The 15,189-nt window shown below is 62.5% G+C and carries 15 protein-coding genes; all 15 read left to right on the plus strand.

The window, feature by feature from the left end:
- Nucleotides 1–198 precede the first annotated feature (198 nt).
- A complete protein-coding gene (locus JG739_RS14935; RefSeq protein WP_128166995.1) occupies nt 199–564 on the plus strand; it encodes an NADH-quinone oxidoreductase subunit A in 366 nt (121 codons plus the stop codon).
- Nucleotides 555–1,136 carry a NuoB/complex I 20 kDa subunit family protein gene (locus JG739_RS14940; RefSeq protein WP_027156092.1) on the plus strand — a complete coding sequence of 194 codons (582 nt, stop codon included), beginning with the start codon at nt 555–557 and terminating at the stop codon, nt 1,134–1,136. The genes JG739_RS14935 and JG739_RS14940 overlap by 10 nt, the downstream gene beginning before the upstream one ends.
- A gap of 5 nt (nt 1,137–1,141) precedes the next feature.
- The gene (locus JG739_RS14945) at nt 1,142–1,741 is read left to right on the plus strand and encodes an NADH-quinone oxidoreductase subunit C (RefSeq protein ID WP_370464252.1); all 600 of its coding nucleotides are present in this window, start codon (nt 1,142–1,144) and stop codon (nt 1,739–1,741) included.
- A gap of 21 nt (nt 1,742–1,762) precedes the next feature.
- Nucleotides 1,763–2,152, plus strand: a complete 390-nt coding sequence (locus tag JG739_RS14950; protein WP_202367115.1) for a four helix bundle protein — start codon at nt 1,763–1,765, stop codon at nt 2,150–2,152.
- A gap of 48 nt (nt 2,153–2,200) precedes the next feature.
- Complete coding sequence (locus JG739_RS14955) at nt 2,201–3,391, plus strand: NADH-quinone oxidoreductase subunit D (protein ID WP_202367116.1); 1,191 nt, start codon at nt 2,201–2,203, stop codon at nt 3,389–3,391.
- On the plus strand, nt 3,392–4,708 hold the full coding sequence (locus JG739_RS14960) for an NADH-quinone oxidoreductase subunit E (protein ID WP_202367117.1): 1,317 nt from the start codon (nt 3,392–3,394) through the stop codon (nt 4,706–4,708). It begins immediately after the preceding gene.
- 10 nt (nt 4,709–4,718) lie between these two features.
- Entirely contained in the window at nt 4,719–6,023 is a 1,305-nt protein-coding gene (gene nuoF, locus JG739_RS14965; RefSeq protein WP_202367118.1) for an NADH-quinone oxidoreductase subunit NuoF, read from the plus strand.
- A 105-nt stretch (nt 6,024–6,128) separates the two neighbouring features.
- Complete coding sequence (locus JG739_RS14970; RefSeq protein WP_202367119.1) at nt 6,129–6,818, plus strand: NADH-ubiquinone dehydrogenase; 690 nt, start codon at nt 6,129–6,131, stop codon at nt 6,816–6,818.
- Nucleotides 6,819–6,889: 71 nt separating this feature from the next.
- Nucleotides 6,890–8,971, plus strand: a complete 2,082-nt coding sequence (nuoG, locus tag JG739_RS14975) for an NADH-quinone oxidoreductase subunit NuoG (protein ID WP_202367120.1) — start codon at nt 6,890–6,892, stop codon at nt 8,969–8,971.
- A 2-nt stretch (nt 8,972–8,973) separates the two neighbouring features.
- Nucleotides 8,974–10,017: an NADH-quinone oxidoreductase subunit NuoH gene (gene nuoH / locus JG739_RS14980; protein ID WP_202367121.1), complete on the plus strand. Its 1,044-nt coding sequence runs from the start codon at nt 8,974–8,976 to the stop codon at nt 10,015–10,017.
- Nucleotides 10,017–10,508, plus strand: a complete 492-nt coding sequence (gene nuoI, locus JG739_RS14985; protein ID WP_023798861.1) for an NADH-quinone oxidoreductase subunit NuoI — start codon at nt 10,017–10,019, stop codon at nt 10,506–10,508. The genes nuoH and nuoI overlap by 1 nt, the downstream gene beginning before the upstream one ends.
- Nucleotides 10,509–10,768: 260 nt before the next feature.
- Nucleotides 10,769–11,389: an NADH-quinone oxidoreductase subunit J gene (locus JG739_RS14990; RefSeq protein ID WP_023798862.1), complete on the plus strand. Its 621-nt coding sequence runs from the start codon at nt 10,769–10,771 to the stop codon at nt 11,387–11,389.
- 1 nt (nt 11,390) lies between these two features.
- On the plus strand, nt 11,391–11,699 hold the full coding sequence (gene nuoK, locus JG739_RS14995; protein WP_023798863.1) for an NADH-quinone oxidoreductase subunit NuoK: 309 nt from the start codon (nt 11,391–11,393) through the stop codon (nt 11,697–11,699).
- 11 nt (nt 11,700–11,710) lie between these two features.
- The gene (nuoL, locus tag JG739_RS15000) at nt 11,711–13,684 is read left to right on the plus strand and encodes an NADH-quinone oxidoreductase subunit L (protein ID WP_202367122.1); all 1,974 of its coding nucleotides are present in this window, start codon (nt 11,711–11,713) and stop codon (nt 13,682–13,684) included.
- Nucleotides 13,684–15,189: an NADH-quinone oxidoreductase subunit M gene (locus JG739_RS15005; RefSeq protein ID WP_202367123.1), complete on the plus strand. Its 1,506-nt coding sequence runs from the start codon at nt 13,684–13,686 to the stop codon at nt 15,187–15,189. Before nuoL ends, JG739_RS15005 begins: the two co-directional genes overlap by 1 nt.

Raw genomic sequence — 15,189 nt, forward strand, 5'->3', positions numbered from 1 at the left:
CAGTTTATCCGGATATGCCGTCGAGCACCCCGAGTTTTGAACAAGGTTTGACTTGCTTCGCCGAAAGCCCTGCGCTAACCCTCGCCGCGTTGCAGCATAGAGCCCCCTAAAACGGTTCAGTGGTTAAACTGTCACGCTTCCGCAAGTGGGTCCGGTGCTGTAATCAGAGTGGATTGGCCGCCAACGGAAAGCCGCAGCATGAACGCATTGTTGAGTTCGTACCTGCCCATCGTCCTGTTTATCGGCGTGGCGCTGGTCGTCGGCCTGGCGCTGCTAGCCGCACCCTTTCTGGTGGCCTACCGCAATCCCGATCCGGAAAAGCTTTCCGCCTATGAATGCGGCTTCAACTCGTTTGACGATGCCCGCATGAAGTTCGACATCCGCTTCTACCTGGTGTCGATCCTGTTCATCATCTTCGATCTGGAGGTGGCCTTCCTGTTTCCGTGGGCGGTGTCTTTCGGCCAGATCGGCATGCTTGGGTTCTGGTCGATGATGGTGTTTCTGGCGGTGCTGACCATCGGCTTTGCTTATGAATGGAAGAAAGGAGCGCTGGAATGGGATTGAGTGACAATTCCGGCACGCTCGTCGCGCCGAAGCCAAAAGGCATTCTCGACCCAAGCACCGGAAAGCCGGTGGGGGCGAATGATCCGTTCTTCCTCGAGATCAACAACGAGCTTGCCGACAAGGGCTTTCTCGTCACCTCGACCGAGGCGCTGATCACCTGGGCGCGCAGCGGCTCGCTGATGTTCATGACTTTCGGTCTTGCCTGCTGCGCGGTCGAGATGATCCACACCTCGATGCCGCGCTATGACTCGGAGCGGTTCGGCGTTGCGCCGCGCGCGTCGCCGCGCCAGTCCGACATCATGATCGTCGCCGGCACGCTGACCAACAAGATGGCGCCGGCGCTGCGCAAGGTCTACGACCAGATGCCGGAGCCGCGCTACGTCATCTCGATGGGCTCCTGCGCCAATGGCGGCGGCTACTACCACTATTCCTATTCGGTGGTGCGCGGCTGCGATCGCGTCGTGCCGGTCGACATCTATGTGCCCGGCTGTCCGCCCAGTGCGGAAGCGCTGCTCTACGGCATCCTTCTGCTGCAAAAGAAGATCCGCCGCACCGGCACGATCGAACGGTGAGCGGGATGATGAGCCTGAATGAACTCTCGACCTATCTCGGCGAGAAGCTGAGCGGCCGGATCGGCGATGCGGTGTTTGCCTATGGCGAACTCACCATCTCGGTCGAGCCGCACGATCTGATCGAGGTGGTGAGCTTCCTGCGCGACGATCCAAAATGCCAGTTCATCTCGATCATCGACGTCTGCGGCGCCGATTATCCATCGCGGGCCAAGCGCTTCGACGTCGTCTATCACCTGCTGTCGCCGAAGCAGAATATTCGTATCCGCATCAAGGTGCAGGCGGACGAGGAGACGGTGGTGCCGTCGATCACCGGCGTTTATCCCGGCGCCGACTGGTTCGAACGCGAGACCTACGATCTTTATGGCGTGCTGTTCTCTGGCCATCCCGATCTCAGGCGGATCCTGACCGACTACGGCTTCGAAGGTCATCCGCTGCGCAAGGATTTCCCGCTGACCGGTTTCGTCGAAGTGCGCTACGACGACGAGGCCAAGCGGGTCATCTACGAGCCGGTCGAGCTGAAGCAGGAATTCCGCAATTTCGATTTTCTCAGCCCTTGGGAGGGGACGGATTACGTGCTTCCGGGGGATGAGAAGGCGAAACAGTGAATGGTGAATAGTGAATGGTGAATGGACGAGACGCCGGAAGCTATACGAGACTATCGCGATCTCATCGTCTGGAAAGAGGCGATGGATATCGCCGAGGAAGTCTATGTTCTGACGCGCGGGTTTGCGCGAGAGGAATTGTATGGAATGACGGCTCAGATGCGCCGTTGCGCCGTCTCGATTCCGGCGAATATCGCGGAAGGATTTGGCCGCGCGCAACGACGGCCGTTCATTCAGTTTCTTCGCATCGCACAAGGTTCGTTGAAGGAACTGGAAACACATACCATGCTTTGCGTACGGATCGGGCTGTTGTCCCAGGAGCAGGCAGCAAAGCTGGAGCCACGCTACACAAGACTCGGCAAGAGGCTGGTCTCGTTTGTCCGGTCGCTGGACCAGGATGGGACACGAGCTTGACCATTCACCATTCACCATTCACCATTCACTCATCGCCAAGGGCGATCCATGGCTGAAACCTCCGTCCGCAACTTCAATATCAACTTTGGGCCTCAGCACCCCGCTGCCCATGGTGTTTTGCGGTTGGTTCTAGAACTCGACGGCGAAGTCGTCGATCGCGTCGATCCGCATATCGGGCTGTTGCATCGCGGCACCGAGAAGCTGATCGAAGCCAAAACTTATCTGCAGGCCGTGCCCTATCTCGACCGGCTCGACTATTGCGCGCCGATGAACCAGGAGCATGCTTTTGCGCTTGCCGCTGAGCGGCTGCTCGGCATCGAGGTGCCGAAGCGCGGCCAGCTGATCCGCGTGCTCTATTGCGAGATCGGCCGCATCATGTCGCACATCCTCAATGTGACGACGCAGGCCATGGACGTCGGCGCGCTGACGCCGCCGCTTTGGGGTTTTGTCGAGCGCGAAAAGCTGATGGTGTTCTATGAGCGGGCCAGCGGCTCGCGCATGCATGCGGCCTATTTCCGGCCCGGCGGCGTCCACCAGGACCTGCCGCAAAAACTGGTCGAGGACATCGGCGAGTGGATCGATCCGTTCCTGAAATCGCTCGACGACCTCGACGCATTGCTGACCGGCAACCGCATCTTCAAACAGCGCAATGTCGACATCGGCACCGTCTCGCTGGCCGACGCCTGGGCCTGGGGCTTTTCCGGCGTCATGGTGCGTGGATCCGGCGTCGCCTGGGATCTGCGCAAGTCGCAGCCTTACGAATGCTATGCCGAGATGGATTTCGACATTCCGATCGGCAAGAACGGCGACTGCTACGACCGTTATCTCGTGCGCATGGAAGAAATGCGCCAGTCGGCGAAAATCATGCGCCAGTGCGTCGACCTGCTGCTTGGCAAGGAAGGCAGCGGGCCGGTGTCGAATCTCGACGGCAAGGTGGTGCCGCCGAAGCGCGCGGCGATGAAGCGCTCGATGGAAGCGCTGATCCATCACTTCAAGCTCTACACTGAGGGCTACCGCGTGCCGGCGGGCGAGGTCTATGCAGCGGTCGAAGCGCCGAAAGGCGAGTTTGGCGTCTACCTGGTCTCGGATGGAACCAACAAGCCCTACCGCTGCAAGCTGCGCGCGCCAGGGTTTGCGCATCTGCAGGCCATGGACTTTTTGTGCCGCGGCCACATGCTGGCCGACGTCACCGCCGTTCTCGGCTCCCTCGACATCGTGTTTGGTGAGGTCGATCGCTAAATGTCAGTCCGCCGTCTCGCAGAAGCCAGCCTCCAGCCAGCCTCCTTCGCCTTCAACCGGGCGAATACGGCAGCGGCCAAGCAATGGATCAAGAAGTATCCGAAGGGTCGCGAGCAGTCGGCGATCATCCCCTTGCTGATGCTGGCGCAGGAACAGGAAGGCTGGGTGACCAAGGCGGCGATCGAGACGATCTCCGACATGCTCGGCATGCCCTACATCAGAGGGCTCGAAGTCGCGACTTTCTACACGCAATACCAGCTCAATCCGGTCGGCACCCGCGCGCATATCCAGGTCTGCGGCACCACGCCCTGCATGCTGCGCGGCTCGGAAGCGCTGATGGATGTGTGCCGCTCGAAAATCCATCACGACCAGTTCCACACCAACGACAAGGGCACGCTGTCGTGGGAAGAGGTCGAATGCCTTGGCGCCTGCGTCAACGCGCCGATGGTGATGATTTTCAAGGACACTTTCGAGGATCTGACGCCGGAGCGGCTTGCCGAGATCATCGACCTCTATGATGCCGGCAAGGGCGCCTCGGTGACGCCGGGGCCGCAGAACGGCCGCATCACCTCCGAGCCGATCACCGGGCTGACGACGCTGAAGAGCGAAAAGGCAATCCTGAAGACCACCCGCGACAGGGAAGCCAAGGCGGCTGCGAAGGCCGCCAGGGCGGCAGCACCAGCGGCAATTGTCGCGACGCCAGCGGCTCCGGCCGTACAGGCACCGGCGGCCGCTGTCGCGCCGTCGAAGGCCAGCAAGCCGAAGACCGATGCGCCCGAAACCAGCCCGGCGCTGGAGACGCCTTCTCCGGCAAAGGTCGCACCAGAGGCGGAAAAGGCGGCGAGCGTCAGACCACCGCGGCATTCGGCGGCCAACGCCAACAAGGCCGCGCCGGAAGTCGAAAAGGTTTTGAAACAGCGCAGCGGTCCGATCGTCAAGGCTGAGCCGGCGGCTGCTTTCAAGGCGCCGGAGTTGAAGGAAGCGCCGATCGGCGCTGCCGGCAAAAAAACTGTCAAGCCTGCCAAGCCTTCGCTCGAGGACAAGAACCGTCCGGCCGGCATCGCGAGGCCGGCACTGGTCGACGATCTCAAGCTGATCTCGGGCGTCGGCCCGAAGATCGAAGGCATCCTGCATTCGGTTGGTATCTTCACCTATGCGCAAGTCGCGTCATGGAAGAAGGCCGAGCGCGAGTGGGTCGATAGCTATCTTAGCTTCCACGGCCGCATCGAGCGCGATGACTGGGTCAAGCAGGCCAAGGCGCTGGCCAAGGGCGGGGTCGCCGAATATATCCGCGTCTTCGGCAAGAAACCGGTCTGAGGGACGAACAATGCTTCAGGACAGAGACCGCATCTTCAACAACATCTACGGCCGCTTCGACAAGTCGCTGGCCGGTGCGATGGCGCGCGGCGCCTGGGACAACACGCCCGGCATCATCGCCAAGGGGCGCGACTGGATCGTCAACGAGATGAAGGCGTCAGGCCTGCGCGGCCGCGGCGGCGCCGGCTTCCCGACCGGGCTAAAATGGTCGTTCATGCCCAAGCAGAGCGACGGCCGGCCGAGCTATCTCGTCGTCAACGCCGACGAATCCGAGCCCGGCACCTGCAAGGACCGCGACATATTGCGCCACGACCCGCACACGCTGGTCGAGGGCTGCCTGATCGCCGGCTTCGCCATGGGCGCGATCGCCGCCTACATCTATGTGCGCGGCGAGTTCATCCGCGAGCGCGAGGCGCTGCAGCGCGCCATCGACGAGGCCTATGCGGCCAAGCTGATCGGCAAGAACAATACGTCCGGCTACGATTTCGACATCTACATGCATCACGGCGCCGGCGCCTATATCTGCGGCGAGGAAACGGCGCTGCTCGAAAGCCTCGAAGGCAAGAAGGGCCAGCCGCGGCTGAAGCCGCCGTTTCCGGCCAATGTCGGCCTCTATGGCTGCCCGACGACGGTCAACAATGTCGAGTCGATCGCGGTGGCGCCGACCATTTTGCGCCGCGGCGCCGCCTGGTTCTCATCGTTCGGCCGGCCCAACAATGTCGGCACCAAGCTGTTCTGCGTTTCGGGCCACGTCAACACTCCGTGCACCGTCGAAGAGGCGATGTCGATCCCGTTCCGCGAGCTCATCGAGACGCATTGCGGCGGCATTCGCGGCGGCTGGGACAATCTGCTGGCGGTGATTCCGGGCGGCGCTTCGGTGCCCTTGGTGCCGGCGGAGCAGATCATCGACGCGCCAATGGATTTCGATGCGTTGCGTGACCTGAAATCGGGTCTCGGCACGGCGGCTGTCATCGTCATGGACAAATCGACCGATATCGTGAAGGCGATTGCCCGGCTTTCCTACTTCTACAAGCACGAGAGCTGCGGCCAGTGCACGCCGTGCCGCGAAGGCACCGGCTGGATGTGGCGGGTGATGGAGCGGCTGGTGCGCGGCGAGGCGCACAAGCGCGAGATCGACATGCTGCTCGACGTGACCAAACAGGTCGAAGGCCACACGATCTGCGCGCTGGGCGATGCGGCGGCGTGGCCGATCCAGGGAATGATGCGGCATTTCCGCGGCGAGGTGGAGCGGCGTATCGACGAGTTTTCGCGCAATGCGCACCGGGCAGAGCCGGTGATGGTGGCGGCGGAATAGAGACGAATTTGAACCGGGCGAATGCCCGATTGGAGATACGGGCAAATGCCCGATTTGAGGAAACAGGCCGGGGCATACGGAAGAAACGACCAGGAGAGACCACCTATGTCGCTGAATTCGACACCCGAACATTTGATGCCAGATTTGGACCCGTTCGAGAAGATGAACCAGGACCTGACCAGGATGATGCCGAAGGAGATGGCCAGCGCCGTCAATCTCCTGGCGCACCCTGTCGCGAGTGCGGCAGCGATGTCGGCGCTCGGCATCGGGCTTGCCAATCATGCCTTTGGGGTGTGGATGGGCGTGCTCTCCGGCGCCGCCGAGGCCTCGCAGCGGCTCTTCCAGCCGATCGTCGACGATTTCGATGCCAGGGTCGAAGGCCTTTCGCAGACAGGGACAAGCTCCTCGACCAAGGCGCGCGCGGCGACGAAAACCTTGATCGCCGAGGCACAGTCCTTCGCCCGGAACGTGAATGACATAGCCGCGAACAGCATGGATGATGCACGCAGCGTGGTGGATGCGGCTGCCGCACCGGCCGGGTTGATGCCGGAGGATTTCAAGCAGCCCAAGGCAATGGATCGTCCGGCAAACCCGGACGACCTCAAGGCGATATCGGGCATCGGGCCGAAGCTGGAACAGGTGCTGAACGGCCTGGGCATCTGGACCTACGGCCAGATCGCCGCATGGACGCCGGAAGAGGTCGCCTGGGTCGACGATTATCTGTCGTTCAAGGGCCGCATCGGTCGCGATAACTGGCTTGGCCAGGCGGCGGCGCTGGCCGAGGCCAAACATTGAATTGAATGCCGTGCGTGGTTTCGGCTGCGCCCGGAAGAAATTGCGGAACGTCCGCAGGGGTTTGAGACGACATGGCAAAGCTCAAGGTCGACGGGAAAGAGATTACTGTACCCGACCACTACACGTTGCTGCAGGCAGCCGAGGACGCCGGCGCCGAAGTGCCGCGCTTCTGCTTCCATGAGCGGCTGTCGATCGCCGGCAATTGCCGCATGTGCCTGATCGAGGTGAAGGGCGGGCCGCCCAAGCCGCAGGCGTCCTGCGCCATGGGCGTGCGCGATTTGCGTCCGGGACCAAATGGCGAAACGCCGGAAATCTTCACCAACACGCCGATGGTCAAGAAGGCCCGGGAAGGCGTGATGGAATTCCTGCTGATCAACCATCCGCTCGATTGCCCGATCTGCGACCAGGGCGGCGAGTGCGACCTGCAGGACCAGGCGATGGCGTTCGGCGTCGATTCCTCGCGCTATCACGAGAACAAGCGGGCGGTCGAAGACAAGTATATCGGGCCGCTGGTCAAGACGATCATGAACCGCTGCATCCATTGCACGCGCTGCGTCCGCTTCACCACCGAAATTGCCGGCATTTCCGAGCTCGGCCTGATCGGCCGCGGCGAGGACGCCGAAATCACCACCTATCTCGAAAGCGCGATGACATCGGAACTGCAGGGCAACGTCATCGATCTTTGCCCGGTCGGTGCGCTGACGTCAAAACCCTACGCCTTCCAGGCGCGGCCGTGGGAACTGACCAAGACCGAATCCATCGATGTGATGGACGCCGTCGGCTCGGCGATCCGCGTCGATTCCAGGGGACGCGAGGTGATGCGCATCCTGCCGCGCACCAACGAGGCGGTGAACGAGGAGTGGATTTCCGACAAGACCCGCTTCATCTGGGACGGTCTGCGCACCCAGCGCCTCGACCGGCCATATGTCCGCAAGAACGGCAAGCTGGCCCCGGCAAGCTGGGCCGAGGCTTTTTCCGCGATCAAGGAAGCGGTGTCGAGCACCGCGCCCGACAAGATCGGCGCCATATCAGGCGATCTCGCCGCCGTCGAGGAGATCTATGCGCTGAAGCTGCTGATGGCCTCGCTCGGCTCGAAGAACACCGACTGCCGCCAGGATGGCGCCGCGCTCGATCCGTCGCTCGGCCGGGCAAGCTATATCTTCAACCCGACCATCGAAGGCATCGAGCAGGCCGACGCGGTGCTGATCATCGGCGCCAATCCGCGCTTCGAGGCGTCCTTGCTCAACGCCCGCATCCGCAAGCGCTGGCGGGTCGGCAACCTGCCGGTCGGCGTCATCGGCGATGTCGGCGATACGCGCTACGACTATGAGCAGCTCGGCGCCGGACCGGAATCGCTGAAGGATTTGGCCGACGGCAACGGCAAATTTTTTGAGGTGCTGAAGAATGCGACGCATCCGCTTGTCATCGTCGGTCAGGGCGCGCTGTCGCGCCCGGACGGCGCGGCCGTGCTCGGCCAGGCGGCGAAGCTCAGCCTGGCCGTCAATGCTGCGAGAGCCGACTGGAACGGCTTTGCCGTGCTGCACACTGCGGCGGCGCACGTTGGCGGTCTCGATGTCGGCTTCGTGCCGGGCGAGGGCGGCAAGAACGTCGCCGGCATGCTGGGGGCTATGGAGGTGCTGTTCCTGCTCGGCGCCGACGAGATTGACATGACGAAAACCGGCGGCGCCTTCGTCGTCTATATCGGCACGCATGGCGACCACGGCGCGCACCGCGCCGACGTCATCCTGCCGGGCGCCGCCTATACCGAAAAATCGGGCACCTACGTCAATACCGAGGGCCGCGTGCAGCAGACCAACCGTGCCGGCTTCGCGCCGGGCGATGCGCGCGAGGACTGGGCGATCCTGCGGGCGCTGTCGGATGTGCTTGGCAAGAGATTGTCGTTCGATTCGCTGCCGCAGCTGCGCGCAAAACTCTATGGCGAATACCCGCATCTTGCCCGCCTCGACCAGGTCGCGGCCGGCAATGCTGGCGATATCGCTGAGGTGGCGAAGCTCGGCGGGCGGCTGGGCAAGGGCGCCTTAACCTCGCCGGTCAAGGATTTCTACCTGACCAACCCGATCGCGCGGGCTTCAGCGGTGATGGCGGAATGCTCGGCGCTGGCGAAAAACGGTTTTCAGCAGGCGGCGGAATAAACATGGACACCTTCGTCTCCTTCTACGTGCTGCCGGCGCTGCTCATCCTGTTGAAGTCGGTCGTGCTGATCGTCGTGCTGTTGATCTTCGTCGCCTACATCCTGTACGCGGACCGCAAGATCTGGGCGGCGGTGCAGTTGCGCCGCGGCCCTAACGTCGTCGGCCCATGGGGCACGCTGCAGGCTTTCGCCGATCTTCTGAAGTTCGTGTTCAAGGAGCCGGTGATTCCGTCCGGCGCCAACAAGGGCGTTTTTCTGCTGGCGCCTTTGGTTTCGGCGGTTTTGGCGATCTCGGCCTGGGCGGTGATCCCGGTCAATGAGGGCTGGGCGATCGCCAACGTCAATGTCGGCATCCTCTATGTCTTCGCCATCTCCTCGCTCGAGGTCTATGGCGTGATCATGGGCGGCTGGGCGTCCAACTCGAAATATCCGTTCCTCGGCGCGCTGCGCTCGGCGGCGCAGATGGTGTCCTACGAGGTCTCGATCGGCTTCGTCATCGTCACCGTGCTGCTTTGCGTCGGCTCGCTCAACCTGTCCGACATCGTGCTGTCGCAGCAGGACGGGCTGGGTACGCGGGTCGGCCTGCCCAACACCTTCCTCGACTGGCATTGGCTGTCGCTGTTCCCGATGTTCGTCATCTTCTTCATCTCGGCGCTGGCCGAAACCAACCGCCCGCCCTTCGACCTGGTGGAAGCCGAATCGGAACTCGTCGCCGGCCATATGGTCGAATATTCGTCGACGCCGTTCCTGCTGTTCTTCCTCGGCGAGTATGTCGCCATCGTGCTGATGTGCGCGCTGGCCACCATCCTGTTCCTCGGCGGCTGGCTGCCGCCCTTCGACTTCGCTCCCTTCACCTGGGTGCCGGGGCTGATCTGGTTCGTGCTCAAGGTCTGCCTGGTTTTCTTCATGATCTCGATGGTGAAGGCCTTCGTGCCGCGCTACCGCTACGACCAGCTGATGCGGCTTGGCTGGAAGGTCTTCCTGCCGATCTCGCTGGCGATGGTGGTGATTGTCGCCGCGTTCCTCAAGATCACGGGGTTTGCGTGATGTCTGCTCTAGCCCAAGCCGCAAAATCCCTGCTGCTGCAGGATTTCGTCAGCGCCTTCTTCCTGTCGATGCGCCAGTTCTTCGCGCCGAAGGAGACGATCAACTATCCGCACGAGAAGGGGCCGACCAGTCCGCGCTTCCGCGGCGAGCACGCGCTGCGCCGCTACCCGAACGGCGAGGAACGCTGCATCGCCTGCAAACTGTGCGAGGCGATCTGCCCGGCCCAGGCCATCACCATCGAGGCCGGCCCGCGCCGCAATGACGGCACCCGCCGCACCGTGCGCTACGACATCGATATGGTGAAGTGCATCTATTGCGGCTTCTGCCAGGAGGCCTGCCCGGTCGACGCCATCGTCGAGGGGCCGAATTTCGAATTCGCGACGGAGACGCGCGAGGAACTTTATTACGACAAGGACAAGCTCCTGGCCAATGGCGACCGCTGGGAGCGCGAACTGGCGCGCAACATCTCGCTGGATGCGCCGTACCGATAGAACAGCTTTCTTCTCCCCGTTCACGGGGAGAAGATGCCGGCAGGCAGATGAGGGGCGGCGCGAACGTCGCAAGTTCAGCGCTGCCCCTCATCCGGCCCTTCGGGCCACCTTCTCCCCGTAAACGGGGAGAAGGAAACGGAATGACGCATGGACGGGGCGAAAGGCCTCGTCTAAGGAACACGCAAACTTGCCGACCGGAGGCGGTGGCAAAGATCGAACAGGACGAACGTCCTGTTTGGACAGGAACCCCGGGGGAACCCATGCTGAATGGACTAGAGGCGGCCTTTTTCTACCTCTTCGCCTTTGTCGCGGTGGCGTCGGCGTTCATGGTCATTTCGGCGCGCAATCCCGTGCATTCGGTGCTGTTCCTGATCCTGACCTTCTTCAACGCCGCTGGCCTGTTCATGCTGACCGGCGCCGAGTTCCTGGCGATGATCCTGCTCGTCGTCTATGTCGGCGCGGTCATGGTGCTGTTCCTGTTCGTCGTCATGATGCTCGACGTCGATTTCGCCGAGATGAAGGAAGGCGCCCTGCAATACGCGCCGATTGGCGCGCTGGTCGGGCTGATCCTGGCGGCTGAGCTGATCGTCGTGCTCGGCGGCTATACGTTCGCGCCGCAGCTGGCGGCGACGGTTGCAAAACCCACTCCGGACCTTGCCGCGCGCTCGAACACGGCAGCGCTCGGCGACATCCTCTACACCGACTACCTCTACTATTTCCAGATTGCCGGCCTTGTGCTGCTGGTCGCCATGATCGGCGCCATCGTGCTGACGCTGCGCCACAAGCCGGGCATCAAGCGGCAGTCGATCGCCGCCCAGGTCGGCCGCACGCCGGCAACGGGAATGGAAATCCGCAAGGTCAAGACGGGCGAAGGAATCTGAGATGGTCGTCGGCATCGCACATTATCTGACCGTATCGGCGATCCTGTTCACGCTCGGCGTGTTCGGCATCTTCCTCAACCGCAGGAACATCATCGTCATCCTGATGTCGATCGAGCTGATCCTGCTCGCCGTCAACATCAATTTCGTCGCCTTCTCGGCAGCGCTCGGCGATCTCGTCGGACAGGTGTTCGCGCTGTTCGTGCTGACGGTCGCAGCGGCTGAAGCGGCGATCGGCCTCGCCATTCTCGTCGTCTTCTTCCGCAACCGCGGTTCGATCGCGGTCGAAGACGTGAACATGATGAAGGGTTGACGGAAACCACCATGTATCAGGCCATCGTCTTCCTTCCTCTGCTCGGCTTCCTGATCGTCGGCCTGTTCGGCACGTCGCTCGGCGCCAAGGCGTCCGAATACATCACCTCCGGCTTGCTGGTGATATCAGCCGTGCTGTCGTGGGTCGCCTTCTTCGCCGTCGGCTTCGGCGAGGGCGAGGTGTTCACTGTGCCGGTGCTGCGCTGGATCCAGTCGGGCGGGTTAGAGGCCGCATGGGCGCTGCGCATCGACACGCTGACGGTGGTGATGCTGGTCGTCGTCAACACGGTGTCGGCGCTGGTCCACATCTACTCGATCGGCTACATGCATCACGACCCGAACCGGCCGCGCTTCTTCGCCTATCTGTCGCTGTTCACCTTCGCCATGCTGATGCTGGTGACGGCCGACAACCTGGTGCAGATGTTCTTCGGCTGGGAAGGCGTCGGCCTCGCCTCCTATTTGCTGATCGGTTTCTGGTACAAGAAACCGTCGGCCAATGCCGCCGCGATCAAGGCCTTCGTCGTCAACCGCGTCGGCGATTTCGGCTTCGCGCTCGGCATCTTCGGCGTGTTCGTGCTGTTCGGCTCGGTCAACCTCGGCACTATCTTCGCCAATGCGGCGACGTTCATTCCGGCCGAAGGCGCGCCGGAGGGCGCAGCCGTGCTGACCTTCCTCGGCTATGCGCTCGACAAGCACGCGGCGATGACCGTCGTCTGCCTGCTGCTGTTCATGGGCGCCATGGGCAAGTCTGCCCAGGTGCCGCTGCACACCTGGCTGCCGGACGCCATGGAAGGCCCGACGCCGGTCTCGGCGCTCATCCATGCCGCCACCATGGTGACCGCCGGCGTGTTCATGCTGGCGCGGCTGTCGCCGCTGTTCGAACTGTCGCATTCGGCGCTGATCGTGGTCACCTTCATCGGCGCCTTCACCGCCTTCTTCGCGGCGACCGTCGGCCTCGTCCAGAACGACATCAAGCGCGTCATCGCCTATTCGACCTGCTCGCAGCTCGGCTACATGTTCGTGGCGCTCGGCGTCGGCGCCTACGGCGCGGCGATCTTCCATCTGTTCACGCACGCCTTCTTCAAGGCGCTGCTGTTCCTCGGCTCCGGCTCGGTGATCCACGCCGTCTCCGACGAGCAGGACATGCGCAGGATGGGCGGCCTCAGAACGCTCATTCCGAAGACCTACTGGATGATGGTGATCGGCACGCTGGCGCTGACCGGCGTCGGCATTCCGGTAACGGTGATCGGCACCGCCGGCTTCTTCTCCAAGGACGCGATCATCGAAAGCGCCTTTGCCGCGCACAATCCGGTCGCCGGCCTTGCCTTCGTGCTGCTGGTAGTCGCCGCCTGCTTCACCAGCTTCTATTCCTGGCGGCTGATTTTCATGACCTTCCACGGCCAGCCGCGGGCGAGCCACGAGGTCATGCACCACGTCCATGAATCGCCGCCGGTCATGCTGGTGCCGCTGTACATCCTGGCGGCAGGCGCGCTGTTCGCCGGCGTGATCTTCCATGGCGCCTTCATCGGCGAGGGCTATGCCGAGTTCTGGAAGGCGTCGCTGTTCACACTGCCGGAAAACCACATCCTGCACGACATCCACGAAGTGCCGTTTTGGGTGAAGCTGGCGCCGTTCGTCGCCATGCTGATCGGCTTTGCTATTGCCTGGCAATTCTACATCCGCGCTCCGGAAATGCCGAAGAACCTCGCGGCGCAGCATCGCGGCCTCTACGCCTTCCTGCTCAACAAGTGGTATTTCGACGAACTCTTCGACTTCCTGTTCGTGCGGCCGGCAAAACGCCTCGGCCACTTCCTGTGGAAGACCGGCGACGGCACCGTCATCGACGGACTTGGTCCGGACGGGGTGTCGGCGCGCGTCGTCGACGTCACCAACCGGGTCGTCAAGCTGCAGACCGGCTACCTCTATCACTATGCCTTCGCCATGCTGATCGGCGTTGCCGCATTCGTCACCTGGATGATGCTCTGATGACCGCCTGGCCGATCCTCTCGCTGGTCACCTTCCTGCCGCTGGTAGGTGTGCTGTTCATTCTGCTGATCAATGACGACAGCGAGAATGCCCGCCGCAACATCCGCGCCATTGCGTTGTGGACGACTGGTATCACCTTCATCATCTCGCTGTTCATCTGGACCGGCTTCGACAATGCGGAGCCCGGTTTCCAGTTCGTCGAGAAGTTTGCCTGGCTGGATTCCGGCATCTCCTACCATATGGGCGTCGACGGCATCTCGATGCTGTTCGTCATCCTGACCACCTTCCTGATGCCGCTCTGCATCCTGGCTTCGTGGGAATCGATCGAGACGCGCGTCAAGGCCTACATGATCGCCTTCCTGCTGCTGGAGACGCTGATGATCGGCGTGTTCTGCGCGCTCGACATCGTCCTGTTCTACGTCTTCTTCGAAGCCGGCCTGATCCCGATGTTCATCATCATCGGCGTGTGGGGCGGCAAGCGGCGCGTCTACGCATCGTTCAAGTTCTTCCTCTATACGCTGGCCGGCTCGGTGCTGATGCTGCTCGCCATCATGGCGATGTTCTTCCAGTCCGGCACCACCGACATCCCGACGCTCCTGACGCACAACTTCCCGGCCTCGATGCAGACCTGGCTATGGCTCGCCTTCTTCGCCTCCTTCGCCGTGAAGATGCCGATGTGGCCGGTGCACACCTGGCTGCCGGACGCGCATGTCGAAGCGCCGACGGCCGGTTCGGTGATCCTGGCCGCAATCCTGCTGAAGATGGGCGGATATGGTTTCCTGCGCTTCTCCCTGCCGATGTTTCCGATCGCCTCGGAGATGTTTGCGCCGCTGGTCTTCGCGCTGTCCGTCGTCGCCATCATCTACACCTCGCTGGTGGCGTTGATGCAGGAGGACATGAAGAAGCTGATCGCCTATTCGTCGGTAGCCCATATGGGCTTCGTCACCATGGGCATCTTCGCGATGAACCAGGAAGGCGTCCAGGGGGCGATCTTCCAGATGCTGTCGCACGGCCTTGTCTCCGGCGCGCTGTTCCTGTGCGTCGGCGTCATCTACGACCGCATGCACACGCGCGACATCGACGCCTATGGCGGGCTGGTCAACAACATGCCGAAATACGCCACCGTGTTCATGATCTTCACCATGGCCAATGTCGGCCTGCCCGGCACCAGCGGCTTCGTCGGCGAATTTCTGACCATGCTCGGCGTGTTCCGGGTCAACACCTGGGTGGCGTTCTTCGCCGCCACCGGCGTCATTCTGTCGGCGGCCTATGCGCTCTGGCTGTATCGCCGGGTGATCTTCGGCGCGCTGACCAAGGACAGCCTGAAAGGCCTGCTCGACCTGTCGACACGCGAGAAGGTGATCATCTACCCGCTGGCCGTGCTGGTCATCTTCTTCGGCGTCTACCCGGCGCCGGTCTTCGACGCGACCGCCGCATCGGTCAAGGCGCTCGTCACCAATGTGACCGCATCCATCGACACCGCGCAGACCGCGGCGGCGAACTGA

This window comes from Mesorhizobium sp. L-2-11 (assembly GCF_016756595.1).
Taxonomy (GTDB): Bacteria; Pseudomonadota; Alphaproteobacteria; order Rhizobiales; family Rhizobiaceae; genus Mesorhizobium.